We start from the raw sequence: 26280 nt of genomic DNA on the forward strand, positions 1-26280 counted from the left end.
GGCAGGTTGCGTGGCCGTGCTTTACGAGTCGCTTTCGATAATCCTCCAGCGCCGGGCAATCGCCTACTGGTGGGGTCGTATCCAGTACGCAACGGGTCGTATCCAGTACGGGCGATGTCGCATATGGATTTTTCCACCCCCTCGGCCGCGTTTTTGCGTCACCCGGCCACTGGAAAGCGGCGTAATGGTGGCAGCACCTCAGGTAAAAACAGCGCGGCGCAGCTGGACAAAAGTACGTCGGTTGCAGACGGCGAGGGGGTAGGCAAAAGCCCGATGATGCGTGCATTCATGGCGGCTCGCAGCTTCAGCCTAGCAGTTGCCCCGCCCTGCGCATGGCGCGCAGAGACAAGCCCAGCAAGAGGTGATTCGACAATGGCCATCAGCGTGTTCGACCTGTTCAAGATCGGTGTCGGGCCTTCCAGCTCCCACACCGTCGGCCCCATGCGTGCTGGCGCTCTGTTTGTCCAGGGGCTGCGTGAGCGCGGCGAACTGGAACAGGTCAAGCGCATCGAGGTGCGGCTCTACGGTTCACTCTCGGCCACCGGCATCGGCCACGGTACCGACAACGCCACCATCATGGGCCTGATGGGCGACTGGCCTGACGCTATCGACCCGACCCAGATCGTCCCACGCATTGCCGACCTGCGCGAAACCAACACCCTGCTGCTGGACGGCCGCCTGCCCATCGAGTTCGTCTGGGCCCGCGACATGCTGCTGCTGGACGAGAACCTGCCGTACCACCCCAATGCCATGACCCTGGTCGCCGAGGGCGCGCAGGGCGAGCTGCACCGTGACACCTACTACTCGGTAGGTGGCGGTTTCGTGGTGGATGCCGCCCAGGCCGCCAGTGGCGTGCTGGATGCCGACCAGACGGTGTTGCCTTACGATTTCAACAGCGCCGACGAGCTGCTGCGGCTGTGCAAGCAAAACGACCTCAGCGTGTCGCAATTGATGATGGCCAACGAGAAGGTCTGGCGCACCGAGGCAGAGATCCACGCCGGCCTGCGCACGCTCTGGCAAGCCATGCAGGACTGCGTCAGCAACGGCTTGAAGTACGAAGGCACGCTGCCCGGAGGCCTCAACGTACGCCGCCGCGCCGCCAAGCTGCACCGCAGTTTGCAGGAGGTCGGCAAACCTAATGTAATCGGCTCGACGCTGAGCGCCATGGAGTGGGTCAACCTGTTCGCCCTGGCGGTCAACGAAGAGAACGCCGCCGGCGGGCGCATGGTCACCGCGCCTACCAACGGGGCGGCCGGCATCATCCCGGCAGTGTTGCACTACTACATGCGCTTCAGTGATGCGGTGGATGAGTCGAGTGTGACCGACTTCTTCCTCGGGGCCGCAGCGGTGGGCATCCTGTGCAAGAAGAACGCTTCGATTTCCGGTGCCGAAGTCGGCTGCCAGGGCGAGGTCGGTTCGGCGTGCGCCATGGCTGCTGCAGGCCTTGCCCAAGTGTTGGGGGCCACGCCGGCACAACTGGAAAACGCCGCCGAAATCGCCCTGGAACACAACCTTGGGCTGACCTGCGACCCGGTCGGTGGCCTGGTGCAGGTGCCGTGCATCGAGCGCAACGCGATTGCTGCGGTGAAGGCAATCAACGCGGTGCAGATGGCCCTGCGCGGCGACGGCGAACACTTCATTTCGCTCGACCAGGTGATCCGCACCATGCGCGATACGGGCGCCGACATGCACGACAAGTACAAAGAGACTTCGCGTGGCGGCCTGGCCGTCAGCGCGATCGAATGCTGATGCGCTAATCTCGCTCTGATGGCAGCACGACGCCCCGTTATGGGGCGTTTGTGTATGACCGGCCGTCAGATGTCGCGATGAGTGTGGGCATTGTCGGTGACACTTAAGAGTGTCGTTTCTGGGCAACCCCCGGGGCATCTGTCACCAAAGTGCTCAGCAGTTACACGTAGCACGCCTAGTACGCCGGTTCTGGAAGTTTGACCGGCGTGATCGAAGGGCCTGATTTGCCTGATGAAGGCGTCGTTTTCAGGTTTTTTCGGATAGCCGTTCAAGTTCCGGCACGGCGTTTGCGTTGTGTTTGGTTACAAGCCCCTGCAACACGAAACAGGGGCCATAACAAGAAATCAGTGCCCGCCTGAGGCACACCCTGCATTTGTGTGAGGAGAAATCGCGATGACGTCGTACACCTCCGGGACCCCAACCCAGAACCGCACAGCCCCCCAGTCCATCGGGTTTCTTCTACTGGACAACTTCACCCTCATTTCCCTGGCATCGGCCGTCGAGCCGCTGCGCATGGCCAACCAGCTTTCTGGCCGCGAGCTTTACCGCTGGCACACCCTGACCGTCGATGGCGGCCAGGTCTGGGCCAGCGATGGCCTGCAGATCACCCCCGATGCGGCCATGCACAGCGCACCGCCAATCGACACGGTGATCGTCTGCGGTGGCGTCGGCATCCAGCGCACCGTCACCCGTGAACACGTCACCTGGCTACAGGCGCAGGCCCGTCAGTCGCGTCGCCTGGGCGCCGTGTGCACCGGCAGTTGGGCACTGGCCTGCGCCGGGCTGCTCGACGGTTTCGATTGCAGCGTGCACTGGGAATGCCTGGCGGCCATGCAGGAGGCCTACCCGCGGGTGAACATGAGCACCCGTTTGTTCACCCTCGACCGTAACCGCTTCACCAGCTCTGGCGGCACCGCGCCGCTGGACATGATGCTGCACCTGATCAGCCGCGATCACGGCCGTGAGCTGTCGGCGGCGATTTCCGAGATGTTCGTCTACGAGCGCATTCGCAACGAGCAGGATCACCAGCGTGTGCCGCTCAAGCACATGCTCGGCACCAACCAGCCGAAGCTGCAGGAAATCGTCGCGCTGATGGAGGCCAACCTCGAGGAGCCGATCGACCTCGACGAATTGGCGGTGTATGTGGCGGTGTCGCGGCGCCAGCTCGAGCGGCTGTTCCAGAAGTACCTGCACTGCTCGCCGTCGCGCTACTACCTGAAGCTGCGCCTGATCCGCGCACGGCAGTTGCTCAAGCAGACGCCGATGTCGATCATCGAAGTGGCTTCGGTGTGCGGCTTTGTCTCCACGCCGCACTTCTCCAAGTGCTACCGCGAGTACTTTGGCATCCCGCCGCGTGATGAGCGCGTGGGCTCCAACACGGCCCAGCAGGTAGCGATGATGCCGATCCCGCAGGCCTTGACCTTGGCACCGCATAGCGGCCCGTTGGCGGCTTTGAGCCAGGCGCGCAACGAGTCGACGTTTGCCAGTGTAAGGCTCTGATACGGCACCGGCCCCTTCGCGTCGAATCGCCGCGAAGGGGCCGGTAGAGACCCTGCAAAGTGATGTTTCAGCCCCGGTTGTTGAAGCTCGCCAAGGCTGGCAATAGCTGTTTATCGATCGCCTGGCGCACCGCCGGCAGGATCGTCGCGCTCCCGGTATACATCTGCTCGACCATGCCCTTCAGCGCCCGTGCATTAGGCTCGGTCAAACCGCGCACCACCGCCTCGCAAGCCTGCTCGGCACTGGCCCCGGCGGGAATCTCGAAACCGCGCGCGCGCAAGTGGCCGGCGAGGTCGTCCTGATCAATCAAATCCGCATGCATCATGGCTGTTGTCCCTTTTATCGCTAAGAGAGTGCTGCTGTGATTTACGACCGATTCTGTGTCCCCTGCGACAGGGCCGCAACCACAGAATGTCGGCATGACTGCTTTGGCTAAGAACAGGTCGTTTACGGCTAAATCTCCCCGCCATGAAGTGCGCACACTCAAGCCATCTACCGCAACGGAGGGTTTGGTCACCCTCGCTCGTTCACAGTGGATGTTGCTCGCTCTTGGCCCCGGATGCTCACGGCTTTCCGGGGTTATTTTTTCCAGCGACCTGACAAATTTGCTAGTTGTCGGGCCCGCCAAATACCCCCTAAATGTTGCCAACTCTCACGCATCGAGGTGGCGTCATGAACACAGGGTTTTGTGCAGCGTTGTTAATAGTGCTGAGTACTTCGTTATTGGCAGGCTGTGTTTCTTCTTCCGCTCCGATCACGACGCCCGAAACCCAATCCCCTCTGTTGTTCGAAGTGGCCTCAGACGATCTGCAAACGCTCCAGAAGGCACCTGGCATCTATCCCTCTCTGGCCATGTTGCTGAACGACCCGTCTACTCAGCAAGTCCAGGCCATCAAGGTCAATGCTTCCTTGATATCCGCCCACACCAGGACGTTGCGCGTTCCGGTGGGCAACGACAAGACGATAGAGTTCACGTTGAGGCGTGCTGATCCGCCAGCCCCAGGTATGTCGGGTTGGGTAGGTGATGTGTCAACGCAACACAGTCAGGCTGCCACTTCCAGCTCGGGTGTTGATTTTGACCCTTTCACCTGGATATCTCTGGTCCGTGAGGGTGATCAACTGGTAGGCACCTTGCATGTGGACGGGCAGCTGTATCGTTTGGAGTCTGTGGGGGCTGGGCATCATGTTTTGGTTAAGGTAGATGAGGCCAAATTGCCGCCTGAAACCGATGCTATTGCAAACTTGGATAATCGGGTTCTGGGTGAGTCCGTGGGCAAGCCGGCGCAATCAGCGCACAGCGTAATTCGTGTGCTTTTTTTCACCACCAATGAGCGCCGCAGGGTAACGCCCACCTACAGAGCGCAATTGGCGCAGGGCATGCAGAACGCAAATCAGGCGATGATCAATTCTCGGGTTCCGATTACCTTTGAACTTGCAGGCTTTATTGACCCCGATTACGCCGAAGGCAATAAAACGGGGGGAGAGCAGTTTGCAGACTTCAGGACCGCCGGTCGTGAATTGAACCGACAGGTTGTGACCGCACGCGAACGCCTCCGTGCCGATTTGGTAAGTTTATATACGTCTTACGCCGGGACAGGTGGCGAAGTCGCCGGCGGCGGTTACTCTATCGTAGGCCACCCGCAGGTACTGGCTCATGAATTCGGTCACCATTTGGGCGCTGGGCATGGTTGGGGGGGCAACCCAGGCGCTGGCTACAATCATGGTTATGCTCATGACAATCCGAAATTTCATACGATCATGGTGACGACCTGGGGCGCAATTCCCTATTTTTCCAACCCCATGCTTTATTACGACGGCGTGAGGATGGGGACGTTCGAACATCATGATGTCGCACGGGTTTTCAACGAGCGCAGAGAAGCGGTCGAGAATACCTATCCGCCGATGCCGGTCGTTGACGTTCAGGTAACCGTATTTGATAACTTTAATATGCAAGGTGACCGTTGCGCGTTCGCGTTACCTGCTGGGGTCCGTACCACGTTTATTGCGAACGTCTGTGGCTTGGCTTGGAATTACAAGGTTCGTTCGGTCAGCGTGCGCAACATCACGCCTGGAAAGACCCTGCGGGTTGGTAACGCGCTCGCCTGGCATACCTATGTAAGTCACTATTATATAGGTGACTTCGATATTCGTTCTCTCGCTAGGGATGGCCAGGAGGTCCCGGAGGGGATGGACATCGTGCCCTACCCTAATGACCTGCAGCGCAAAGTGACCCGGATTGAACTCCTGGAAGGCAGGGCTTCCAAGTGAGTCCACACGCGCCGCGTCCGGCAGGCCACACTTCAATCACGCCGCGACCTTCGCGGTAACAACGCCCTTACATGTGTATGGCCCTACCGACAAAATCAGCAGGGGGGGCATCGTGTTGTTGACCTACCAGGGTCTCTAGTGAAGCAACGCTGTTATCGCCAAAAGGGGCCGCTTTCGGCCCCGCCAGGTCCACATGCAACAGCATCTGTTCGCTGGCTGCCAGCGCCTCGTCGAACCCTGAGCGATGCAGGCTGTGATAGAGGTGCAGGCGCTTTTTATCGAAGCCGATGATCTGCGTCTGCACCCACACTTCGCTGCCGAGCTTTACCTCATGCAGGTAATTGATGTGCGCTTCGAGGGTGAACAATGAATGCCCACTCTGGTCTCGCGCATCGGCGTCCAGGCCAATACGCTCCATCAGCGCATCGGTGGCATAGCTGAAGATCAACAGGTAATAGGCATCGCGCAGGTGCCCGTTGTAATCGACCCAGTCCTCCTGGACTGGGGTGCGGTAGGTGATCAGTGCGGGCATTGCTTGCTCCTCAATCGCCAAAGGCCATGCCATGTGCGGCTTTGCTGGTCTTCACTGCCTCCAGCACCGCCAGCAGGGTGTCATCACGATAGCGCTCCAGCGCGGCGATGCTGCGCTCGCCTAACTGCTCCGAGGTACCGTCCACTACATCGTCGATCAGTTTGTCGGTCAGCTCCGGTGCCGGCAGGTAGGTCCACGGCAGTTGCAGGGCGGGGCCGAACTGGGCCATGAAGTGACGCATGCCGGCGTCGCCACCGGCCAGGGTGTAGGTGAGGAAGGTGCCCATGAACGACCAGCGCAGGCCGGCGCCAAAGCGGATGGCATCGTCGATCTCGCCGGTGGTCGCCACGCCGTCGTTGACCAGGTGCAGCGCCTCGCGCCACAGCGCTTCGAGCAGGCGGTCGGCGATAAAACCGGGCACTTCCTTGCGCACATGCAGCGGGCGCATGCCCAGGGCGGTGTAGATGGTTTTCGCCGCCTCGATCGCCTCTGGCGCGGTGTCGCGGCCACCGACGATTTCTACCAATGGCAGCAGGTACACCGGGTTGAACGGGTGGCCGACCACGCAACGTTCGGGGTGGGTCGAGGACTCATAGAATTCGCTGGGCAGCAGCCCCGAAGTACTGGAGCCGATGATCGCGTTCGGCTTGGCCGCCGCGCTGATCTTGGCGTGCAGGTCGAGCTTGAGGTCCAGGCGTTCTGGGGCGCTTTCCTGGATGAAATCGGCATCGCGCACGCACGCCTCGATGGTGCTGACGAACTTCAATCGATCTTGCGATGCACCCGGTGCCAGGCCTTGTTTTTCCAGCGCCGGCCAGGCGTTGGCGATGCGTTGGCGCAGGGCCTGTTCGGCGCCCGGTGCCGGGTCCCAGGCGACCACATCGAGCCCGTGGGCGAGGGCGCGGGCAACCCAGCCGCTGCCGATCACGCCACTGCCCAGGGCGGCGAAGGTGTTGATCTTGGTGATGAATGGCATATCGGTCTCCAGAGGGGGTCAGCGGCGTTCGAGGTTCATTTTTGCCCGGCCCTCGGCCGGGGTCAGGACACGGGCACCGAGGCGGGAGATGATCTCCACCGCGCGCTCGACCAGTTGGCCGTTGCTGGCCAGTACGCCGCGGTCCAGGTACAGGTTGTCTTCCAGCCCAACGCGCACGTTGCCGCCGAGCAGCACGGCCTGGGCCGCCATCGGCATCTGCATGCGGCCGATGCCGAAGCCGGCCCAAGTGACGTTGGCGGGCAGGTTGTCGACCATGGCCTTCATGGTCGTGGTGTCTGCCGGTGCGCCCCACGGGATGCCCAGGCACAGCTGGAACAACGGGTCTTCGAGCAGACCTTCCTTGATCATCTGCTTGGCGAACCACAGGTGGCCGGTGTCGAAGATTTCCAGTTCGGCCTTCACCCCCAGTTCGGTAATGCGCTTGGCCCCAGCGCGCAGCTGCGCAGGGGTGGAAACATAAATGGAATTGCCATCGCCGAAGTTGAGCGTGCCGCAGTCGAGCGTGCAGATTTCCGGCAGCAGGGCTTCGACATGGGCCAGGCGTTCCAGCGGGCCGATCAGATCGGTGCCAGGGCCAAATTCCATGGGCGATTCGCCCGGGCCGATTTCCAGGTCGCCGCCCATGCCGGCGGTGAGGTTGACGATGATGTCCACGTCGGCTTCGCGGATGCGTTCCATGACTTCGCGGTAGAGGTTCACGTCGCGGCTGAAGCGACCGGTTTGCGGGTCGCGGACGTGGCAGTGGACCACGGTGGCGCCGGCTTTTGCGGCTTCTACGGCGGACTCGGCGATCTGCTTGGGGGTGACCGGGACCAAGTGGCTTTTCGAGGCGGTGTCGCCGGCGCCGGTGAGGGCGCAGGTGATGATGACGTCGTGGTTCATGGCGGTTCCTTATGAGATCGGTGTTGGCTTTTTCGCGGGGCAAGCCCGCTCCCACAGGATGCGCGCGGCCCTGATTCAGTGGACATCCTGTGGGAGCGGGCTTGCCCCGCGAATGGGCCTGTCAGTTGGCAGTAAGCTTGAGGTTGTCCGCCGCCGGCTTGCCGTCGAAGGTGGTCACACCCTCAAGCCAGCGGGCCTTGTCTTCAGGGTGGTCCTTGAGCCACTGGCGGGCCGACGCCAGTGCATCCTTGTGGTCGAGCAGCGGTTGCATCATGCGGCTCTCGTCCTCGGCGCTGAACGTCAGGTTAGCCAGCAGGCGGTGGGCGTTGGGGCAGCGCTCGGCGTAGTCCGGCGCGGTCACCGTCCACACCGTGGCCCGGCCTTCGTCAGGGCCGAGGGCGCCTTGGCTCTCACCCAGGTAGGCCATGTCGATATTCACGTTCATCGGGTGCGGCGCCCAGCCGAAAAACACCACCGCCTCCTTGCGCCGCACGGCGCGGTCGACCGCAGCGAGCATGCCGGCTTCGCTGGACTCGACCAGCTGGAACTTGCCCAGGCCGAACTGGTTCTTGGCGATCATCGCCTTGATCTGGGTATTGGCGCCCGAGCCTGGCTCGATGCCGTAGATTTTTCCACCCAGCTCCTTTTCGTACTTGTGGATGTCGGCGAAGGTCTTCAAACCCTTGTCGGCCAGGTATTTGGGCACTGCCAGGGTTGCCCGGGCATCTTCCAGGCTCGGCTTGTCGAGCACCTTCACCTGCTTGGCGTCGATGAACGGGGTGATGGTCTGGGTCATGATCGGGTTCCAGTAACCCAGGAACATATCCAGGCGTTTATCGCGGATACCGGCAAAGATGATCTGCTGCGAAGCGCTGGTCTGCTTGGTCTGGTAACCCAGGCCGTCGAGCAGCACCTGGGCCATGGCGCTGGTGGCGATGACGTCGGTCCAGTTGACCACGCCCAGGCGCACGTTCTGGCAGGCGGCGGGCTCGGCGGCAAAAAGCGGGGTAGAGGCGATGCTGCTCACGGCAAGGGTCAACAGGCTGCGGCGGATCAAGCTGTGCATGGTGGCTCTCCATCGGCAGTGCATATTGTTATGGTGGGCGGCCTCTGCGGACCGTTTGCTTAAACTACGCCGCTGGCGGGGTGGAAAATCGCACCCTGGCGACCAACACTTGCACCCTGGCGACCACCTCTCTTGTGGAGCATTCGATGGCGGATACCATTCACTTCCTGCTGCTGCCGGGGTTTTCGGCGATGGGCTTCATCAGTGCCCTGGAGCCGCTGCGCGTGGCCAACCGCTTTCGCGGCCCGTTGTATCGCTGGTGCGTGCTCAGCCTGGACGGCGGGGCGGTGCAGGCCAGCAATGGGATGTCGGTGAACGCCGATGCGGCGCTGGGCGCTGGTGAGGCGGGCGCCATTGTGCTGATCGTCGCCGGTTTCGAGCCGTTGGCCTGCTTCGGCCCGCCACTGCAGCAGGCGCTACGCCGTCTGGATCACGAGGGGGTCATCCTCGGCGGTATCGATACCGGTGCGGTGGTGCTGGCCGAGGCCGGCCTGCTCGACGGCCACCGGGCCACGGTGCACTGGGAGGCGCTGGAAGCCTTCAAGGAGCGCTACCCGAGCCTGCAGGCGACCCAGGAGCTGTTCGAGATCGACCGGCGGCGTATCACCTGTGCCGGCGGCACTGCCTCGATCGACCTGATGCTCGACCTGATTGGGCAGGCACACGGCAGTGAGTTGGCGGTGCAGGTGTCGGAGCAGTTCGTGCTCGGGCGTATCCGCCCGCGACAGGACCACCAGCGCATGCAGATCGCCAGCCGTTATGGCATCAGCAACAAGAAGCTGGTGAAGGTGATCGGCGAGATGGAGCGCAACACCGAGCAGCCGCTCAATACCCAACTGCTGGCCGATACCGTGCAGGTGACGCGGCGCCAGTTGGAGCGGCTGTTTCGCCTGCACCTGGATGACACGCCCAGTGGCTTTTACCTGCGCTTGCGGCTGGACAAGGCGCGGCAGCTGTTGCGCCAGACCGACATGAGCGTGCTGGAGGTGGGGGTGGCGTGCGGGTTCGAGTCGGCGTCGTACTTTACCCGCTGTTACCGGGCGCGGTATCAGCGCTGCCCGCGGGAGGATCGGTTGGCCCGGGCGGTTTGAGGGTTGTCATACCGGCCTTTTCGCGGGGCAAGCCCGCTCCCACGGATAGGTATGGTCCCAAGGGACGCGTAGCTCCTGTGGGAGCGGGCTTGCCCCGCGATGAGGCCGGTGCAGGTTTACTGCTGGCCAATGGACTGCAAATACTCCGACCGGTCATCACTGCGCTGCGCCACGCAGGTATTCCACGCTGCCTCGAACGCTTTGCTGCCAGGCTTTTCGGCATAGGTCTCGACCTTGCAATCGGCATCGCGCAGCTGTGCCCACAGCGTTTCTGCCGCCGCCATGCGCCCGACCAAGGCGGTGGCCTGGTCGGCTTCGTCGGCATACTGGTCGCGAATGCGCTGGGTCAGGTCATCGTAAGCCGACCTCAGCTCACGCTCGGCGGTCTGCTTGTTGAACGCCGCACACGCGTAGCTCTGCTGGTCGGTCTCGACGTTGTCGCAGGGGGTGCTCTCTTCCTCACCGGCCTGGGCGCCCGAAACGACGGCCAGCAGTACCAGCCATGCCATTGATTTCATCCTTTTCTCCTCAACAGGCTGACGAATCGCAGGGATTCTCGCTCAGCCGAAGGCGACGTGGTAGCTCCCTGACGAAATGTTCATGAAAGCCTCGAACATGTCGTTATCGAGACTGTCTCTCATCGCCAGACAGCGCCGCAGAGCGCCTGTTGTCGCGCATTGACGCTTTCGGCAAACCCCCTGTCGTTTTTGCATCGGGGCGCCTCGGGCCGCAGGCATATGCTGGCCCCAAAGCGCCGGCACATGCTTCAGGCGCGGACCACTCAAGAACCCAGTCAATAAAAGGGGACAGCCTGATGAGCCCAGCAGAACTTCACGCCGACAGCATCGTCATCGACGGTCTGATCATTGCCAAATGGAATCGCGAACTGTTCGAGGACATGCGCAAAGGCGGGCTGACTGCGGCCAACTGCACGGTGTCGGTCTGGGAAGGCTTCAAGGCCACTGTCGACCAGATCGCCGCCAGCCAGAAGCTGATCCGCGACAACGGTGACCTGGTCATGCCGGTGCGCACCACCGCCGACATCCGCAAGGCTAAAGAGCTGGGCAAGACCGGCATCCTCTTCGGCTTCCAGAACGCCCACGCGTTCGAAGACCAGATCGCCTACGTGGACGTGTTCAAGCAACTGGGCGTGGGCATCGTGCAGATGTGCTACAACACCCAGAACCTGGTGGGTACCGGCTGCTACGAGCGTGACGGTGGCCTGTCGGGCTTCGGCCGCGAGATCGTCGCCGAGATGAACCGCGTCGGCATCATGTGCGACCTGTCCCACGTCGGCTCCAAGACCTCCGAAGAGGTCATCCTCGAATCGAAGAAGCCGGTCTGCTACTCCCATTGCCTGCCGTCGGGCCTGAAAGAACACCCGCGCAACAAGTCGGACGAAGAGCTGAAGTTCATCGCCGACCACGGCGGTTTCGTCGGCGTGACCATGTTCGCGCCGTTCCTGGCCAAGGGCATCGATTCGACCATCGACGACTACGCCGAAGCCATCGAATACACCATGAACATCGTCGGTGAAGACGCCATCGGCATCGGCACCGACTTCACCCAGGGCCACGGCCAGGACTTCTTCGAGTACCTGACCCACGACAAGGGCTATGCCCGTCGCCTGACCAATTTCGGCAAGATCATCAACCCGCTGGGCATTCGCACCGTCGGGGAGTTCCCCAACCTCACCGAGACCTTGCTCAAGCGCGGCCACTCCGAGCGTGTGGTGCGCAAGATCATGGGCGAGAACTGGGTAAACGTCCTCAAGGATGTCTGGGGCGAGTAAGCCGCTCTCCAAGCCTGAAAGCCCCTGCCAGCAACGCCGGGGCATCCCAATAAAAATTTTATGGAGTTGAGTTTCCATGGCCAAGATCGCCCCGCAATTGCCAATCGAAGTCGACACCGAGACCGGTGTATGGACCAGCGACGCCTTGCCGATGCTGTACGTGCCACGCCATTTCTTCGTCAACAACCACATCGGCATCGAGGAAGTGCTGGGCGCTGACGCCTATGCCGAGATCCTCTACAAGGCCGGCTACAAGTCCGCCTGGCACTGGTGCGAGAAAGAAGCCGAATGCCATGGCCTGGAAGGCGTGGCGGTGTTCGAGCATTACATGAAGCGGCTGTCCCAGCGTGGCTGGGGCCTGTTCGAGATCCAGGACATCGACCTGGACAAAGGCACCTGCAGCGTCAAGCTCAAGCACTCGGCGTTCGTGTACGTGTACGGCAAGGTTGGCCGCAAGGTCGACTACATGTTCACCGGCTGGTTCGCCGGCGCAATGGACCAGATTCTCGCTGCCCGCGGCAGCAAGATCCGCACCGTGGCCGAACAGGTCTACGGCGGGTCGGAAGAAGGCCACGAAGATGGCCTGTTCGTTACAAAGCCGTTGTAAGCCGGAGATAGCGTCATGGCATTCGAAGCAATGTTCCAGCCGATCCAGATCGGCAAACTGACCATCCGCAACCGCGTGCTCAGCACCGCGCACGCCGAGGTCTACGCCACTGACGGCGGCATGACGACCGACCGCTATGTGAAGTATTACGAAGAGAAGGCCAAGGGCGGCATCGGCCTGGCGATCTGCGGCGGCTCGTCCGTCGTCGCCATCGACAGCCCGCAGGAGTGGTGGGCGTCGGTCAACCTGTCGACCGACCGCATCATCCCGCACTTCCAGAACCTGGCCGACGCCATGCACAAGCATGGCGCCAAGATCATGATCCAGATTACCCACATGGGCCGTCGCTCGCGCTGGGACGGCTTCAACTGGCCCACCCTGATGTCGCCGTCGGGTATCCGTGAACCGGTGCACCGCGCCACCTGCAAGACCATCGAGGTGGAAGAGATCTGGCGCGTCATCGGCAACTACGCGCAGGCTGCGCGGCGTGCCAAAGAGGGCGGCCTGGACGGCGTCGAACTGTCGGCCGTGCACCAGCACATGATCGACCAGTTCTGGAGCCCGCGGGTCAACAAGCGTACCGACGAATGGGGCGGTACCTTCGAAGGCCGCATGAAATTCGGCCTTGAAGTGCTCAAGGCCGTGCGCGCCGAGGTCGGTGACGACTTCTGCGTGGGCATGCGCCTGTGTGGTGACGAGTTCCACCCCGATGGCCTCAGCCACGAGGACATGAAGCAGATCGCCGCCTACTACGATGGCACCGGCATGCTCGACTTCATCGGCGTGGTCGGCTCGGGTTGCGACACCCACAACACCCTGGCCAACGTCATCCCTAACATGAGCTACCCGCCGGAGCCGTTCCTGCACCTGGCGGCCGGCATCAAGGAAGTGGTCAAGGTCCCGGTGCTGCACGCGCAGAATATCAAGGACCCGAACCAGGCCACGCGCATCCTCGAAGGCGGCTACGTGGACATGGTCGGCATGACCCGTGCGCACATGGCCGACCCGCACCTGATCGCCAAGATCAAGATGGGCCAGATCGACCAGATCAAACAGTGCGTCGGTGCCAACTACTGCATCGACCGCCAGTACCAGGGCCTGGATGTACTGTGCATCCAGAACGCCGCGACCTCCCGTGAGTACATGGGTGTGCCGCACATCATCGAGAAGACCACCGGCGTCAAACGCAAGGTGGTGGTGGTTGGCGCCGGCCCGGCCGGCATGGAAGCCGCCCGCGTGGCTGCCGAGCGTGGCCATGATGTGACCCTGTTCGAGAAGAAAGACCAGATCGGCGGGCAGATCACCATTGCTGCCAAGGCACCGCAACGTGACCAGATCGCCGGTATCACCCGCTGGTACCAACTAGAGCTGGCGCGGCTGAAGGTCGACCTGCGCCTGGGCACCGCAGCCAGCGTGGACGCCATCCAGGACCTGCGCCCGGACGTGATCGTGCTGGCGGTGGGCGGCCATCCTTTCGTCGAGCAGAACGAACACTGGGGCGCTGCCGAAGGGCTGGTGGTCAGCAGCTGGGACGTGCTCGACGGCAAGGTTGCGCCGGGCAAGAACGTGCTGGTGTACGACACCATCTGTGAGTTCACCGGCATGTCGGCGGCGGACTACATTGCCGACAAAGGCAGCCAGGTCGAGATCGTCACCGACGACATCAAGCCGGGTGTGGCCATGGGTGGTACGACCTTCCCGACCTACTACCGCAGCATGTACCCGAAAGAAGTGATCATGACCGGCGACATGATGCTGGAAAAGGTCTACCGCGAAGGCGACAAGCTGGTGGCGGTGCTGGAGAACGAGTACACCGGTGCCAAGGAAGAGCGCGTGGTCGACCAGGTAGTGATCGAGAACGGCGTGCGGCCTGATGAAGAACTGTACTACGCGCTGAAGGAAGGCTCGCGCAACAAGGGCCAGATCGATGTGGAGGCGCTGTTCGCCATCAAGCCGCAGCCGATCCTCAGCCAGCCGGGCGAGGGCTACCTGCTGTACCGCATCGGCGACTGCGTGGCCCAGCGCAACGTGCATGCGGCGATCTACGACGCCTTGCGCCTGTGCAAGGACTTCTGATCGCACCGCCTCTGTAGGGGCGGGACTGGCCCCCCTGTAGGAGCGGCCTTGCGTCGCGAAAGGGTCGCGTAGCGGCCCTGGCATTTAGCAGTGCTACACATTGCCGGGGCCGCTGCGCAGCCCTTTCGCGACGCAAGGCCGCTCCTACAGGGGTCCGCGCCCACCTTTGAGAGGGGCGCAAGAATTCAGCTGTTTGTGGGAGCCTCCCATGTTGAACACCCTTCTACCCATTCTGCTGTTCGCTGCCCTTGGCCTGGCGGTGCTCGGCGCCCTGCGCCGTGTGCGCATGTGGCGGCGTGGCCGGCCGTCCAAGGTCAACCTGATCGGCGGCCTGCTGGCCATGCCGCGACGCTACCTGGTGGACCTGCACCACGTGGTCGAGCGCGACAAGTACATGTCCAAGACCCACGTGGCCACGGCGGGCGGCTTCGTGCTGTCGGCTGCCTTGGCGATCCTGGTACACGGCTTCGGCCTGCAGAGCAAGATCCTCGGCTACGCCTTGCTGGTGGCGACGGTGATCATGTTCACAGGCGCGTTGTTTGTCTTCAAACGCCGCCTCAACCCGCCTTCGCGCCTGTCCAAGGGCCCGTGGATGCGGCTGCCGAAAAGCCTGTTGGTGTTCGCCGCGAGCTTCTTCGTCGCCACCTTGCCGGTGGCCGGCATCCTGCCCGCCAACACCGGTGGCTGGGTGATGGTCGGCGTACTGGGCCTGGGTGTGCTGTGGGGCGTGTCGGAGCTGTTCTTCGGCATGACCTGGGGCGGCCCGATGAAACACGCCTTCGCCGGTGCCCTGCACCTGGCCTGGCACCGCCGTGCCGAGCGCTTCGGCGGCGGCCGCTCCACCGGCCTCAAGCCGCTGGACCTGGAAGACCCGAACGCACCGCTGGGTGTGGAAAAACCGGTGGACTTCACCTGGAACCAGCTGCTCGGTTTCGATGCCTGTGTGCAGTGCGGTAAATGTGAAGCCATGTGCCCGGCCTACGCCGCAGGCCAGCCGCTGAACCCGAAAAAACTCATCCAGGACATGGTCATCGGCCTGGCCGGTGGCACGGACGCCAAGTTTGCCGGTAGCCCTTACCCGGGCAAACCTATTGGCGAGCATGGCGGCCACCCGCACCAGCCGATCGTCAACGGCCTGGTCGACGCCGAGACCTTGTGGTCGTGCACCACCTGCCGCGCCTGCGTCGAGGAGTGCCCGATGATGATCGAGCACGTCGATGCCATCGTCGACATGCGCCGTCACCTCACCCTGGAAAAAGGCGCGACCCCGAACAAGGGCGCCGAGGTGCTGGACAACCTGATCGCCACCGACAACCCTGGCGGCTTCGCCCCTGGCGGGCGGATGAACTGGGCGGCCGACCTCAACCTGAAACTGCTGTCGGAGGTGAACACCACCGAGGTGCTGTTCTGGGTCGGTGATGGTGCCTTCGACATGCGCAACCAACGCACCCTGCGCGCCTTCGTCAAAGTGCTCAAGGCCTCGGGCGTGGACTTTGCCGTGCTCGGCCTGGAAGAACGCGACAGCGGTGACGTGGCGCGGCGCCTGGGCGATGAAGCGACCTTCCAGCAACTGGCCAAACGCAACATCCAGACCCTGGCCAAGTACCGCTTCCAGCGCATCGTCACCTGCGACCCGCACAGCTTCCATGTGCTGAAGAACGAGTACGGTGCCTTGGGCGGCGAGTACCAGGTGCAGCACCACAGCACCTACATCGCCGAACTGATCGCGGCCAACAAGCTCAACCTCGGCCAGCACAAGGGCGGCAGCGTGACCTATCACGACCCGTGCTACCTGGGCCGTTACAACGGCGAGTACGAGGCGCCGCGCGATGTGCTCAAGGCGCTCGGCATCGAAGTGCGCGAGATGCAGCGGTCGGGCTTCCGTTCCCGTTGCTGCGGCGGTGGCGGCGGTGCGCCGATCACCGACATCCCGGGCAAGCAACGTATCCCCGACATGCGCATGGACGACATCCGTGAGACCGAGGCCGAGCTGGTGGCAGTCGGTTGCCCACAGTGCACTGCCATGCTCGAAGGTGTGGTCGAACCGCGCCCACAGATCAAGGACCTGGCCGAGTTGGTAGCGGATGTACTGATCGAAGACGAAGCCCCTGCGAACGCCAAGTCGCCAGCGGCCAAACGTGAACCTGCGGAGGTGCACTGATGAGCGACATCATCCGCCGCGACCCACGCGCCGAGTGGATCGCCCGTAACCGTCTGCATCCGCTGCACGCGGCGATGCAGACGCAACAAACCACTTGGATGGGGCCAAACGGTGTCATCCGCAAGAACCCCCACGCGATTGCCGCAGGCTTTATCGGCCCCGCTGGCATCAAGCGTATCGACCGCAGCGGCGCCCAGCAGGGCACCGGTGTGGGCGGGCGGCGCACGGCGGCGGCTGAAGTGAAACTGCCGCTGCACCAGGTGCCGGCGCCGGCGTACTACATCGCCGTGGTGCCGGACATGGTCGGCGGCCGCCTCGGCAGCCACGACCGCGACTTGCTCGGCCTGGCCCACAGCCTGGCAGGCAGCGACGGCGCGGTGCTGGCGATCGTGTTTGGCGAGCACAAGGAAAGTAACTTCGCCAACGCCGGTGTCGACCGCTTGCTGGTCATCGAGGGCGAAGCTTTCGAAGGCTACGCGCCAGAGCAACTGGTGCAAGGCTTGCGGGCTGTGGATAACCAGTTCACACCGCGCCACTGGCTGCTGCCCGACAGCCGCACCGGTGGCGGTGAGCTGGGCAGGCGCCTGGGCGCTGCCCTGGGCGAGCGCCCGGCGACGCGGGTGTGGCAGGTCAAGGATGGCCAGTGCATCGGCCGCGCCGGTGCCGGCCAGCAAGACCTGCAGCGTGCAGTGCCGCGCTTGATCCTGGCGGCGGCGGAATGCGCCGAGCCGGTCAGCGAAACCCGTCACGAAGCGCTGCCGGTGGAGTTGTCCACAGGCGTGGTGCGCAGCCTGTCGCGTATCGAGGACCTGGGCTCGGTGGCGGTCGACCCGGCCACCATCGCCATGGCCGAGGCGGAGTTCATCGTTTCGGGCGGCAACGGCGTCAAGGACTGGGACCTGTACCACAAGGCCACGGCGGCACTCGGTGCCACCGAAGGCGCCTCGCGGGTGGCGGTGGACGACGGCTTCATGCCGCGCAACCGCCAGGTGGGGGCTACCGGTACCTGGGTCACGGCGCGGGTTTATGTGGCGGTGGGTATCTCTGGCGCCATCCAGCACCTGCAGGGTATCGGCGCCTGCGACAAAGTGGTGGCGATCAACATGGACCCGGGTTGCGACATGATCAAACGGGCCGATCTGTCGGTGATTGGCGACAGTTCGGCAATTCTCCAGGCACTGGTCGAGGCTGTGGACAACTACCGCAGCGGCGGCCAGCGCGACGCGGCATAAGGGCACGAGCATGAGTACGAAAGTCATCAGCCTGGTTTCGATCGGTGCCCACCCAAGCTCCGGGCGCGCCCGCCGCGCCGAGCAGGACGCGCGTGCAGTGGAGCTGGGTCTGCAGCTGGCTGGGGATAACTTGCAGGTGGTACATGCCGGCGACCCTCGTGAAGAGGCGCTGCGCGCCTACCTGGGCATGGGCCTGGAGCACCTGGACGTGCTGGAACAGCCGGCGGGTGCGGATGTATTGGGCGTGCTCGGCGACTATTTACGCGATGCTGGCGCGCAGCTGGTACTGACTGGCAGCCAGGCGGAAACCGGTGAAGGGTCGGGCATGCTGCCGTTTCTGCTGGCCGAGAAGCTGGGCTGGCCGTTGATCGTCGGCCTGGCAGAGGTGGAGTCCATCGAAAACGGCACCGCCCAGGTGCTGCAAGCGCTACCACGGGGCCAGCGGCGTCGCCTCAAGGTGCGCCTGCCATTGCTGGCGACTGTGGATAACGCAGCGCCCAAGCCGCGCCAGAGTGCCTTCGGCCCGGCGCGGCGGGGTGTGCTGGCGGCGCGTGACGTGGCCATTGTCGAAGACGAGCTGCTGGGCGAGGCTGAGCTGCAACCTGCCCGCCCACGGCCCAAGCGCCTGAAGGTGATCAAGGCCAAGAGCGGTGCCGACCGGATGAAGGCGGCCACGGCCAAGGCCAGCGGCGGCGGGGGCAAGGTGCTCAAGGATGTATCGCCGCAAGAAGGCGCCGAGGCGATTCTCAAGCTGCTGGTTGAGGAAGGCGTTCTACGCTGACGTGCATTTAATCTCATTGACTCAGCAGGGACTCTGTGGGAATGGCGCACCCGCAGGCCCTTCTAAGGCTGTAGCTCGGCAACATTGAATGCCCAAAAGGCCAGCCCGTCGATCACCGGTTCAAAACTCACGCGCCCTCCCTCCAGTAGCCGCGCCTTGCCTACCATCAGAATTGCACTCCGCGCCACGAAATAGTCCCCGCTGCCGTCCTCAGCCGATATCACGCCCACTCCATTCGCCTCATGGAACCACTTCACAGTGCCTTTCAGGCGACTGTGCATAAGTGACCTCGTGCTGCTGCCATCTGGATTGTTTTCAATCAATCATGAGCGGGATGTTGAGGAAACTGGCAAAAATGTCAGGTGGGCCGCGTTTTACCCCCGGAATCTGTTCGCCAAGGTGTGGATAAAGTGTTCGTGCTTCGCTGCAGCGCAATGGCTTCGGGCCTTGCAGCGATACGTACAAATAATGATCAATTTCAGCAAACGCTTTCAGAAATACCGCAATTCAAGGAGTTGGTGTAGTTACCCACAGGGTGTTTAAGCGAATTGGCGGACTTGCTCACAAAGTCTGTTGGCCAACCTGTGGGCAAGTTGTTCGGGAAGTGCTGCAGCCCAGGCCTGCCAAGGCTTGCAGAGTTTTGATCAAAAATTGATCTAACGAGGTAGGCGCCTGGCCTGTGGAAAACCATTGCCCTGCAACTGACATTTTTGCCAGTTACCGCTACAGGTACCCTTTGCTAACGTACTGGCAGGTAATGACCTGGGGAGCGTAGCAATGGCGGGTACCACACTGCTGGCAATTGACCGCCAGCGCTCGGTGCTGCGAGGGCAGGCTACCCCGCATCGATGCTATACGCCCTACGCTGGGTTCCAACCCGATGCTGGACCTTGGCTGGCATTCTCTGATGCGCACCTCGATCAAGCCAGTGGCTGCTATCTGCTGGGCAATGGGCATCGTGCCTATAGCCCGCAACTGATGCGCTTTCGCTCGCCAGATCGGCTCAGCCCGTTCGCTGCGGGTGGGTTCAACGCATATGCATACTGCCTCGGTGACCCGATCAACTACCGCGATCCGACAGGGCAGGAAGCCCAGGAAGCCAGTGAGTACCTGTTTCCTATCCTCAGCATTCTTACCAACTTAACGGGTTTCTTCACCAGTGGTCTGAAGCTTCGATCAATGTTGCGGACACGTCAGGCTCATCGAGGCATGGCCCTACAAGCAGCCGCTGTCAACGACACGGTAGGGCTCTTGCCTGTCTCATCGCGAAGTGATTGGGCGCTTTCGGTGGTCAGTGGCGCCAGTGCCGTTGCAGGGATCACAGTGGGGATCAGTCGCCTGGTGGAGCCAGGAAAAGATTGGCAGACATGGGCATTGTCAACCCTTACCGTGATTTCCCTGGGAACGTCGGTAAAGGAGGTTTGGGACCTCGCTCAGGCGAAACCATGGCTGCAGGGTACCCCTGTGATGATCGGGATGAATAGATGGACGTCCGACGCCGCTTCTCCGTCTGCCGAATCGAGAAATAGCATACGACAAGGCGCAATACGCAATACGCAAGACGCAACACGCAACAGGCAGTGAGCAAGCTAGTGGGGTCACCACTAGCCGCACGTGAACGGATACTTACTGCGCCTGCACTTCCTTCAAGTACGGCGCAGGCTCCGCCCCCAGGTTCTCCAGCACGCGCTGGCTGTACCAGTCGATGAAGTTCACCACGCCAAATTCATAGGTCTTCGAATAAGGCCCTGGCTGGTATGCCGTGGAGTTGATCCCGCGCTGGTTCTCTTCGGCCAGGCGGCGGTCTTGGTCGTTGGTCGCGTCCCACACCTTGCGCATGCGCTCCGGGTCGTAATCGACGCCTTCGACGGCATCCTTGTGCACCAGCCACTTGGTGGTGACCAGGGTCTCCTGGGCGCTGATCGGCCACACGGTGAAGACGATCAGGTGGTCGCCCATGCAGTGGTTCCACGAGTGCGGCAGGTGCAGGATGCGCATCGAACCCAGGTCCGGGTTCTTGATGCGGCCCATCAGCTTCTGGCAGGCCTGCTTGCCGTCCATGGTCATCGACACGGTGCCCTTGAGCAGCGGCATGCGCACGATGCGGTTACGCAGCCCGTGGCTCTTGTGCAGGTACGGGATCTTCTCGGCTTCCCAGGCGGCGGCAGAGGCGGCCACGTGGTCCTTGAATTCCTGGCTGGCGCGTGGGTCGTTGGTGTCGTCCCACTCCAGCAGGGTTTGCAGCAGCTCTGGGTGCGAACCGCTGCAGTGGTAGCACTCGCGGTTGTTTTCCAGTACCAGTTTCCAGTTGGCCTTTTCCAGCAACTGGGTCTGCACCGCGATCTTGGTGTTCTCCATGTCGTACGGTTCCATGTAATGGTCCAAAGTGGCCAGGAACTCGTCGATGGCTGGCGGGTTTTCCGCCAGGCTGATGAAGATGTAACCACCCGCAACCTTCACGTTCACCGGCTTGAGGCCGTATTCCTTCATGTCGAAGTCGGCGCCCATCTCGGTGCCGGCGAACAGCAGGCGACCGTCCAGCTCGTAGGTCCACTGGTGGTAATGGCAGACCAGCTTGGCCACCTTGCCCTTGTCGCTGGTGCACAGGCGCGAACCGCGATGGCGGCAGACGTTGTGGAAGGCATGCACCTTACCTTCGGCGCCACGGATGACGATGATCGGGTTCTTGCCGATCTGCAGGGTGATGAAGTTGCCTTTGGCCGGAATCTCGCAAGTCATGCCAGCGATCAGCCACTCTTTGTGGAAGATCTCCTGCATGTCGATCTGGAACAGACGCTCGTCGGTGTAGAAAGGCTGGGGCAGCGAGTAGGTTCGCTCGCGGGTCTGCAGCATCTCGGCGGTAGCCTTGCGTGCTGCTTCCAGTGGATCGCCCAGGCTCAGGGTTGCGGTGACGTCCATCGTGTGGTCCTCGGGGCCGCGTGCGGCCGGCAAAAGGTGGCTAATCATTGTTGTGGTGCCGCAAGGCTGTCGTAAAAAAAACAGCGTGTTCTTTTGCCGTGGAGTGTGCGTCCGAAGGCGTCGTGAACCGTATCCATGGGCGACATGGCCGATTTGAATTACGACGCCCTAGCCCTTGTAGCATGGGGCTGGTCGCGATAAGTACGCCGATGTCGCAGGCAGGAATGTACGTCGCCTTCAGCTTGCGCATTATCGCAGCCATAAAAAGGCCAATTGTCGGCTGCTGGAGATGAACATGTCCGATACCTTCCTCAATCCGGTCACCACCCAGACCTGGGCCAACGGCCGCCACATCGTGCGCTGCGTCAAGGTCATCCAGGAGACCTGGGACGTGCGCACGTTCTGCTTCATGGCCGACCAACCGATCATGTTCTTCTTCAAGCCAGGGCAGTTCGTCACCCTGGAACTTGAGATCGAAGGCAAACCGGTGATGCGTTCCTACACCATCTCCAGTTCGCCGTCGGTGCCGTACAGCTTCTCGATCACGGTCAAGCGGGTGCCAGGCGGGCATGTCTCCAACCACCTGCACGACACCATGCACGAAGGCGCAGAGCTGCCGGTGCACGGCCCGGTGGGGTTGTTCAACGCCATCGACTTCCCGTCGGGCAAGGTGCTGTACCTCTCGGGCGGTGTGGGTATCACCCCGGTGATGTCCATGGCGCGCTGGTTCTACGACACCAACGCCAATGTCGACATGGTCTTCGTGCACAGCGCCCGTTCGCCGAAAGACATCATCTTCCACCGCGAGCTGGAGCAGATGGCCTCGCGCATCCCCAACTTCAGCTTGCACATCATTTGCGAGAAGCACGGGCTGGGCGAGCCCTGGGCGGGTTACCGCGGGTACCTGAACCAGCGGCTGATGGAGCTGATCGCGCCCGACTACATGGAGCGCACGGTGTTCTGCTGCGGCCCGACGCCGTACATGAGCGCGGTCAAGCGCATGCTTGAAGCCGTCGGCTTCGACATGAAGAACTACCATGAGGAGTCTTTCGGCGCGACGCCGGCAGAGGCCAAGGCCGATGCGGTGGAGCATGCCGAGCAGGCCGCCGACGCGCCGGAAGTGGATGTCTCCGACCTCAACCTGGTGGAGTTCATCGGCAGCGAGAAGAGCATCCGCGTTGCCCCGGGCGAGACCGTGCATGCGGCAGCGGCGAAGGTCGGGCTGATGATCCCCAAGGCCTGCGGCATGGGCATATGCGGCACCTGCAAGGTGCTCAAGCTGGGCGGCGAAGTGGAGATGGAGCACAACGGCGGTATTACCGAAGAAGACGAGGCCGAGGGCTACATCCTGTCGTGCTGCAGCGTGCCTAAAGGAGATGTGCGGATCGATTACTGATCCAGCTTCAAGAGTGTGGATTCTTCACAGCTAAACCCGCTCCCATAGGCCTGTGGGAGCGGGCTTGCCCCGCGAATGGCATCAGACCCAGACTGCATCCCAGTGCGGATAATCACCCGCACGGTCAACCAATCCTGCTCTGATGGGGTTGGCAACGATGTACCTCGCTACCTGCAGCACACTTTCTTCCCGGCGCAAGGCTCGGTCCTGGTAGCCCTGCTGCCATATCTTTTCGCGCCGCATGCCCCGCTGATAAAGCGCATGGCTGCTGCGTGACTTGAATCTGCGCATCAGGCGACACAAGGTGCCGCTTCGTAACTCGATCAGCCAGTGCACATGGTCCGGCATGACCACCCACGCGAGGGATTGGCAATGCCCATCGAGCTCAGCCTGTCTGAGTTGCTGAATCACGCCACGGGCGAGATGAAGGTGGGTGAAGGTCCGCTTGCGCTCATGGGTTACCGTAGTCAGCAAGTACAACCCACCAGGCTGAGAGCAACGGCCACGGCGCAGAAGATGGGATTGAGCACGCTCCATGTGATGCCCCCTGAAATAAGATTCAGAGGAACATTAGGTGAGCTGGCAGTGGCGTGCGGCGGGGAATGTTTGCTGGATGTTGGGTGGCAGTGTTGGCCCTTTCGCGGGGCAAGTCGGATCGCCGCACCGCCGCTTGTATCTTCGTTGTACATGGCGTGCGGCTTAACGCGATGATCCGGACAGGCATGCTCTGGCGAGAACAGCAGCTGCCAAAGCGTCGAAGTACAGCACAGGCTCAAGGCGTAGCATGATCCCTGTGGGAGTGGGCTTGTCCCGCGAAGCAGGCACCGCAGAGCATGGCACGGGCTTCGCCCGTGTTCGCGGGACAAGCCCGCTCCCACGGGGGGGCTTGTATCTTCGTTGTACATGGCGTGCAGCTTAACGCGATGATCCGGACAGGCATGCTCTGGCGAGAACAGCAGCTGCCAAAGCGTCGAAGTACAGCACAGGCTCAAGGCGTAGCATGATCCCTGTGGAAGTGGGCTTGTCCCGCGAAGCAGGCACCGCGGAGCATGGCACGGGCTTCGCCCGTGTTCGCGGGACAAGCCCGCTCCCACGGGGGGGCTTGTATCTTCGTTGTACATGGCGTGCAGCTTAACGCGATGATCCGGACAGGCATGCTCTGGCGAGAACAGCAGCTGCCAAAGCGTCGAAGTACAGCACAGGCTCAAGGCGTAGCATGATCCCTGTGGGAGTGGGCTTGTCCCGCGAAGCAGGCACCGCAGAGCATGGCACGGGCTTCGCCCGTGTTCGCGGGACAAGCCCGCTCCCACGGGGCTGGCTGTTTTAGAATTTTGAGCAAGGCAGTTGCTCTCACAGGTTATCCGCAGGCCATGAGAGTGCGAATGGGCCGCAAAGCGGCCCCAGTACTGTCAGGTGCGGAAGCGGGCCACCAGGTTGTTCAAATCCACCGCCAACCGCGACAGCTCGGCACTCGCCGCGCTGGTCTGATGCGCCCCGGTTGCACTCTGTACCGACAGATCATTGATATTCACCAGGTTGCGGTCCACCTCGCGCGCCACCTGTGCTTGTTCTTCCGCCGCGCTGGCGATCACCAGGTTACGCTCGTTGATCTGCGCCACCGCGCCGGCGATGGTATCCAGCGCCATGCCCGCGCCACGGGCGATGTTCAGGGTCGACTCGGCGCGTTCGGTGCTGGTACGCATCGACGCCACCGCCTCCTCGGTACCGCCCTGGATGCTACCGATCATCCGCTCGATTTCGCTGGTCGACTGCTGGGTGCGATGGGCCAGTGCCCGCACTTCATCCGCCACCACGGCGAAGCCACGGCCGGCCTCACCGGCACGGGCTGCTTCGATCGCGGCATTGAGCGCCAGCAGGTTGGTCTGGTCGGCCAAGCCGCGGATCACATCCAGCACCTTGCCAATGTCGCGCGATTGCTCGGCCAGGTGGGTGATCAGCGTGGCAGTGGCTTGCACATCGCCGCTCATGCGCTCGATGGCGCCGACGGTTTCCAGCACCAGGTCGCGCCCGTCGCCCGCCGAACGGCTAGCTTCACCCGAGGCCTGCGAGGTGCTCACCGCGTTGCGCGCCACTTCTTCCACGGCGCTGGTCATCTCGGTGACCGCAGTGGCGGCCTGTTCGATTTCGTTGTTCTGTTGCTGCAGGCCACGGGCGCTCTCGTCGGTGACGCTATTGAGCTCTTCCGCTGCAGACGCCAGCTGGGTGGCGGAGCCGGCAATCAATTGCAGGGTGTCGCGCAGCTTGTCTTGCATGCGGGCCATGGCGCGCAGCAGGCGGGCGGCTTCGTCGGTGCCTTCGGCACGGATGACGTGGGTCAGGTCACCGTCGGCCACCTGCTCGGCGCATTGCAGCGCTTCTTCGATCGGCTTGACGATGCTGCGGGTCAGCAGGAACGCGCACAGCAGCGTCAGCACGGTGGCGGCGATCAACAGGCCGATGACCAGGGCGAAGGCGGCAGCATACTGGCTGGCTGCGGTTTCGTTGGTGGCACGGGTCTGGTCGGTGTTGATGCGCACCAGGGTGTCCATGACCTTGTTGATCTGCTCGGAGTTGGCCAGCAGGTCGCGGTTGAGCAGGTCGCGCAACTCGTCGGTGCGGCCCGCCTGGCTCATGCTGCGCATGCGCGCCTCCAGCTGGCGGTATTGACTGAGCAACTGGCTGTACTGGTCGAAGGCCGCTTGCTCGTCGGGTGCGCCGATCATCGGCTGGTAGGCCTGGCGGGCGCGGTCGATCTGGGCGTTGCGTTGGTCCAGCAGGTTGAGGGTGTCGCGCTGGGTCTCTGGCTCGCGGTTGATCAGCAGCCGATAGGAGAGGGTGCGCATGCGCAGGTTCAGCGCGGTAAGTTCGTCGAGAATCTTGATGCTGGGCACGCTGATGCTCTCGATGGCGACGCCCGCCTGGCGGATGTTGCCCATCTGCATAAGCGAGAAAATGCCGAGGCCGAGCATCAGCAGGCCGATCAGCGCGAAGCCGAGCAGCGCGCGCGGGGCGATGTTCATGTTGCGTAGGGACATGGGGGGATCCAGGCAGGGGAGGGTCGCACACAGCACGACGAAATATGACTTGCCTGGCTATCGGTCGTGACTGGTCAGTCTTGAGCGAGACCGGTGAAATTTGTGAGCGCGCTAACTTTTTCCTGACCGGCGGTTGACCCAGGTCGGAACAAGCGGGCCGATACCCTGTCAATCTGCGCAGCAGAAACCTTAAGAA

At 62.5% G+C, this 26280-nt stretch carries 22 protein-coding genes and 1 pseudogene; 12 read left to right on the top strand and 11 right to left on the bottom strand.

All coding sequences use genetic code 11. The features are described 5' to 3' along the window. Nucleotides 1-372 precede the first annotated feature (372 nt). Together LJX93_RS01450 and LJX93_RS01455 are read left to right on the top strand one after the other, a co-directional pair. On the top strand, nt 373-1749 hold the full coding sequence (locus tag LJX93_RS01450) for an L-serine ammonia-lyase (protein WP_047582955.1): 1377 nt from the start codon (nt 373-375) through the stop codon (nt 1747-1749). 393 nt (nt 1750-2142) lie between these two features. Further along, nucleotides 2143-3249 (top strand): GlxA family transcriptional regulator, encoded by a 1107-nt coding sequence (locus LJX93_RS01455; protein WP_033703174.1) that lies wholly within the window; start codon nt 2143-2145, stop codon nt 3247-3249. Nucleotides 3250-3316: 67 nt separating this feature from the next. On the opposite strand, the gene LJX93_RS01460 is transcribed toward LJX93_RS01455, so the two are convergent. Beyond that, complete coding sequence (locus tag LJX93_RS01460) at nt 3317-3574, bottom strand: hypothetical protein (RefSeq protein ID WP_033703173.1); 258 nt, start codon at nt 3572-3574, stop codon at nt 3317-3319. A 347-nt stretch (nt 3575-3921) separates the two neighbouring features. Between LJX93_RS01460 and LJX93_RS01465 the strand changes: the two genes are divergently transcribed. Next, the gene (locus tag LJX93_RS01465; RefSeq protein ID WP_227696682.1) at nt 3922-5517 is read left to right on the top strand and encodes a reprolysin-like metallopeptidase; all 1596 of its coding nucleotides are present in this window, start codon (nt 3922-3924) and stop codon (nt 5515-5517) included. Between the two features lie 67 nt (nt 5518-5584). Here LJX93_RS01465 and LJX93_RS01470 read toward each other — a convergent pair whose 3' ends face one another. The 4 genes from LJX93_RS01470 to choX all read right to left on the bottom strand — a co-directional run bounded on the left by LJX93_RS01470 (nt 5585) and on the right by choX (nt 8994). Beyond that, the gene (locus LJX93_RS01470) at nt 5585-6049 is read right to left on the bottom strand and encodes a thioesterase family protein (protein WP_227696683.1); all 465 of its coding nucleotides are present in this window, start codon (nt 6047-6049) and stop codon (nt 5585-5587) included. A 10-nt stretch (nt 6050-6059) separates the two neighbouring features. Next, the gene (locus LJX93_RS01475) at nt 6060-7025 is read right to left on the bottom strand and encodes an L-carnitine dehydrogenase (protein WP_033703169.1); all 966 of its coding nucleotides are present in this window, start codon (nt 7023-7025) and stop codon (nt 6060-6062) included. Nucleotides 7026-7043: 18 nt separating this feature from the next. Then, nucleotides 7044-7928, bottom strand: a complete 885-nt coding sequence (locus tag LJX93_RS01480) for a 3-keto-5-aminohexanoate cleavage protein (RefSeq protein WP_033703168.1) — start codon at nt 7926-7928, stop codon at nt 7044-7046. Between the two features lie 121 nt (nt 7929-8049). Beyond that, nucleotides 8050-8994, bottom strand: a complete 945-nt coding sequence (choX, locus tag LJX93_RS01485; RefSeq protein ID WP_033703167.1) for a choline ABC transporter substrate-binding protein — start codon at nt 8992-8994, stop codon at nt 8050-8052. Nucleotides 8995-9140: 146 nt separating this feature from the next. Between choX and LJX93_RS01490 the strand changes: the two genes are divergently transcribed. Beyond that, nucleotides 9141-10085 (top strand): GlxA family transcriptional regulator, encoded by a 945-nt coding sequence (locus LJX93_RS01490; RefSeq protein ID WP_156311253.1) that lies wholly within the window; start codon nt 9141-9143, stop codon nt 10083-10085. Between the two features lie 116 nt (nt 10086-10201). Here LJX93_RS01490 and LJX93_RS01495 read toward each other — a convergent pair whose 3' ends face one another. Then, nucleotides 10202-10603, bottom strand: coding sequence for a lysozyme inhibitor LprI family protein (locus LJX93_RS01495; protein ID WP_033703164.1), 402 nt, complete (start codon nt 10601-10603; stop codon nt 10202-10204). Between the two features lie 296 nt (nt 10604-10899). On the opposite strand from LJX93_RS01495, the gene LJX93_RS01500 reads away from it, so the two are divergent. From LJX93_RS01500 to LJX93_RS01525, 6 genes are all read left to right on the top strand, one after another. Continuing rightward, the gene (locus LJX93_RS01500; protein WP_033703163.1) at nt 10900-11877 is read left to right on the top strand and encodes a dipeptidase; all 978 of its coding nucleotides are present in this window, start codon (nt 10900-10902) and stop codon (nt 11875-11877) included. A gap of 76 nt (nt 11878-11953) precedes the next feature. Next, nucleotides 11954-12484 (top strand): DUF5943 domain-containing protein, encoded by a 531-nt coding sequence (locus LJX93_RS01505; protein WP_033703161.1) that lies wholly within the window; start codon nt 11954-11956, stop codon nt 12482-12484. A 15-nt stretch (nt 12485-12499) separates the two neighbouring features. After that, nucleotides 12500-14560, top strand: a complete 2061-nt coding sequence (gene dgcA, locus LJX93_RS01510) for a dimethylglycine demethylation protein DgcA (protein ID WP_033703159.1) — start codon at nt 12500-12502, stop codon at nt 14558-14560. A 208-nt stretch (nt 14561-14768) separates the two neighbouring features. Then, complete coding sequence (gene dgcB, locus LJX93_RS01515; protein ID WP_095065419.1) at nt 14769-16721, top strand: dimethylglycine demethylation protein DgcB; 1953 nt, start codon at nt 14769-14771, stop codon at nt 16719-16721. Then, a complete protein-coding gene (locus LJX93_RS01520; RefSeq protein ID WP_033703157.1) occupies nt 16721-17953 on the top strand; it encodes an electron transfer flavoprotein subunit alpha/FixB family protein in 1233 nt (410 codons plus the stop codon). The genes dgcB and LJX93_RS01520 overlap by 1 nt, the downstream gene beginning before the upstream one ends. Before the next feature lie 10 nt (nt 17954-17963). Continuing rightward, entirely contained in the window at nt 17964-18734 is a 771-nt protein-coding gene (locus tag LJX93_RS01525) for an electron transfer flavoprotein subunit beta (protein ID WP_186661444.1), read from the top strand. 62 nt (nt 18735-18796) lie between these two features. Here LJX93_RS01525 and LJX93_RS01530 read toward each other — a convergent pair whose 3' ends face one another. Continuing rightward, nucleotides 18797-19015 (bottom strand): cold shock domain-containing protein, encoded by a 219-nt coding sequence (locus tag LJX93_RS01530; protein ID WP_186666152.1) that lies wholly within the window; start codon nt 19013-19015, stop codon nt 18797-18799. A gap of 496 nt (nt 19016-19511) precedes the next feature. On the opposite strand from LJX93_RS01530, the gene LJX93_RS01535 reads away from it, so the two are divergent. Further along, nucleotides 19512-20318: an RHS repeat-associated core domain-containing protein gene (locus LJX93_RS01535; protein WP_227696684.1), complete on the top strand. Its 807-nt coding sequence runs from the start codon at nt 19512-19514 to the stop codon at nt 20316-20318. Between the two features lie 42 nt (nt 20319-20360). On the opposite strand, the gene gbcA is transcribed toward LJX93_RS01535, so the two are convergent. Then, nucleotides 20361-21653 (bottom strand): glycine-betaine demethylase subunit GbcA, encoded by a 1293-nt coding sequence (gene gbcA / locus LJX93_RS01540; protein ID WP_047582963.1) that lies wholly within the window; start codon nt 21651-21653, stop codon nt 20361-20363. A gap of 295 nt (nt 21654-21948) precedes the next feature. Here gbcA and gbcB point away from each other — a divergent pair, with 295 nt between their 5' ends. Beyond that, nucleotides 21949-23049, top strand: a complete 1101-nt coding sequence (gene gbcB / locus LJX93_RS01545; protein WP_033703152.1) for a glycine-betaine demethylase subunit GbcB — start codon at nt 21949-21951, stop codon at nt 23047-23049. A gap of 81 nt (nt 23050-23130) precedes the next feature. Here the strand turns inward: gbcB and LJX93_RS01550 are convergent, their stop codons facing one another. From LJX93_RS01550 to LJX93_RS27400, 3 genes and pseudogenes are all read right to left on the bottom strand, one after another. After that, nucleotides 23131-23586 (bottom strand): REP-associated tyrosine transposase, encoded by a 456-nt coding sequence (locus tag LJX93_RS01550; protein WP_047582964.1) that lies wholly within the window; start codon nt 23584-23586, stop codon nt 23131-23133. A gap of 872 nt (nt 23587-24458) precedes the next feature. Beyond that, nucleotides 24459-25331 (bottom strand): methyl-accepting chemotaxis protein, encoded by an 873-nt coding sequence (locus LJX93_RS27395; protein ID WP_371856450.1) that lies wholly within the window; start codon nt 25329-25331, stop codon nt 24459-24461. A gap of 30 nt (nt 25332-25361) precedes the next feature. After that, nucleotides 25362-26084, bottom strand: a pseudogene (locus tag LJX93_RS27400) (MCP four helix bundle domain-containing protein); the annotation flags it as partial. Nucleotides 26085-26280 lie beyond the last annotated feature (196 nt).

The sequence above is a fragment of the Pseudomonas sp. HN2-3 genome (genome assembly GCF_020691745.1).
Classification (GTDB): Bacteria; Pseudomonadota; Gammaproteobacteria; order Pseudomonadales; family Pseudomonadaceae; genus Aquipseudomonas; species Aquipseudomonas capeferrum.

Bases quoted from the DNA above. Each gene is read 5' to 3' on its own strand.
- LJX93_RS01450 (WP_047582955.1), top strand. From the start codon at position 373: ATGGCCATCAGCGTGTTCGACCTGTTCAAGATCGGTGTCGGGCCTTCC.
- LJX93_RS01455 (WP_033703174.1), top strand. From the start codon at position 2,143: ATGACGTCGTACACCTCCGGGACCCCAACCCAGAACCGCACAGCCCCC.
- LJX93_RS01460 (WP_033703173.1), bottom strand. From the start codon at position 3,574: ATGATGCATGCGGATTTGATTGATCAGGACGACCTCGCCGGCCACTTG.
- LJX93_RS01465 (WP_227696682.1), top strand. From the start codon at position 3,922: ATGAACACAGGGTTTTGTGCAGCGTTGTTAATAGTGCTGAGTACTTCG.
- LJX93_RS01470 (WP_227696683.1), bottom strand. From the start codon at position 6,049: ATGCCCGCACTGATCACCTACCGCACCCCAGTCCAGGAGGACTGGGTC.
- LJX93_RS01475 (WP_033703169.1), bottom strand. From the start codon at position 7,025: ATGCCATTCATCACCAAGATCAACACCTTCGCCGCCCTGGGCAGTGGC.
- LJX93_RS01480 (WP_033703168.1), bottom strand. From the start codon at position 7,928: ATGAACCACGACGTCATCATCACCTGCGCCCTCACCGGCGCCGGCGAC.
- choX (WP_033703167.1), bottom strand. From the start codon at position 8,994: ATGCACAGCTTGATCCGCCGCAGCCTGTTGACCCTTGCCGTGAGCAGC.
- LJX93_RS01490 (WP_156311253.1), top strand. From the start codon at position 9,141: ATGGCGGATACCATTCACTTCCTGCTGCTGCCGGGGTTTTCGGCGATG.
- LJX93_RS01495 (WP_033703164.1), bottom strand. From the start codon at position 10,603: ATGAAATCAATGGCATGGCTGGTACTGCTGGCCGTCGTTTCGGGCGCC.
- LJX93_RS01500 (WP_033703163.1), top strand. From the start codon at position 10,900: ATGAGCCCAGCAGAACTTCACGCCGACAGCATCGTCATCGACGGTCTG.
- LJX93_RS01505 (WP_033703161.1), top strand. From the start codon at position 11,954: ATGGCCAAGATCGCCCCGCAATTGCCAATCGAAGTCGACACCGAGACC.
- dgcA (WP_033703159.1), top strand. From the start codon at position 12,500: ATGGCATTCGAAGCAATGTTCCAGCCGATCCAGATCGGCAAACTGACC.
- dgcB (WP_095065419.1), top strand. From the start codon at position 14,769: ATGTTGAACACCCTTCTACCCATTCTGCTGTTCGCTGCCCTTGGCCTG.
- LJX93_RS01520 (WP_033703157.1), top strand. From the start codon at position 16,721: ATGAGCGACATCATCCGCCGCGACCCACGCGCCGAGTGGATCGCCCGT.
- LJX93_RS01525 (WP_186661444.1), top strand. From the start codon at position 17,964: ATGAGTACGAAAGTCATCAGCCTGGTTTCGATCGGTGCCCACCCAAGC.
- LJX93_RS01530 (WP_186666152.1), bottom strand. From the start codon at position 19,015: ATGCACAGTCGCCTGAAAGGCACTGTGAAGTGGTTCCATGAGGCGAAT.
- LJX93_RS01535 (WP_227696684.1), top strand. From the start codon at position 19,512: ATGGCGGGTACCACACTGCTGGCAATTGACCGCCAGCGCTCGGTGCTG.
- gbcA (WP_047582963.1), bottom strand. From the start codon at position 21,653: ATGGACGTCACCGCAACCCTGAGCCTGGGCGATCCACTGGAAGCAGCA.
- gbcB (WP_033703152.1), top strand. From the start codon at position 21,949: ATGTCCGATACCTTCCTCAATCCGGTCACCACCCAGACCTGGGCCAAC.
- LJX93_RS01550 (WP_047582964.1), bottom strand. From the start codon at position 23,586: ATGGAGCGTGCTCAATCCCATCTTCTGCGCCGTGGCCGTTGCTCTCAG.
- LJX93_RS27395 (WP_371856450.1), bottom strand. From the start codon at position 25,331: ATGGCCCGCATGCAAGACAAGCTGCGCGACACCCTGCAATTGATTGCC.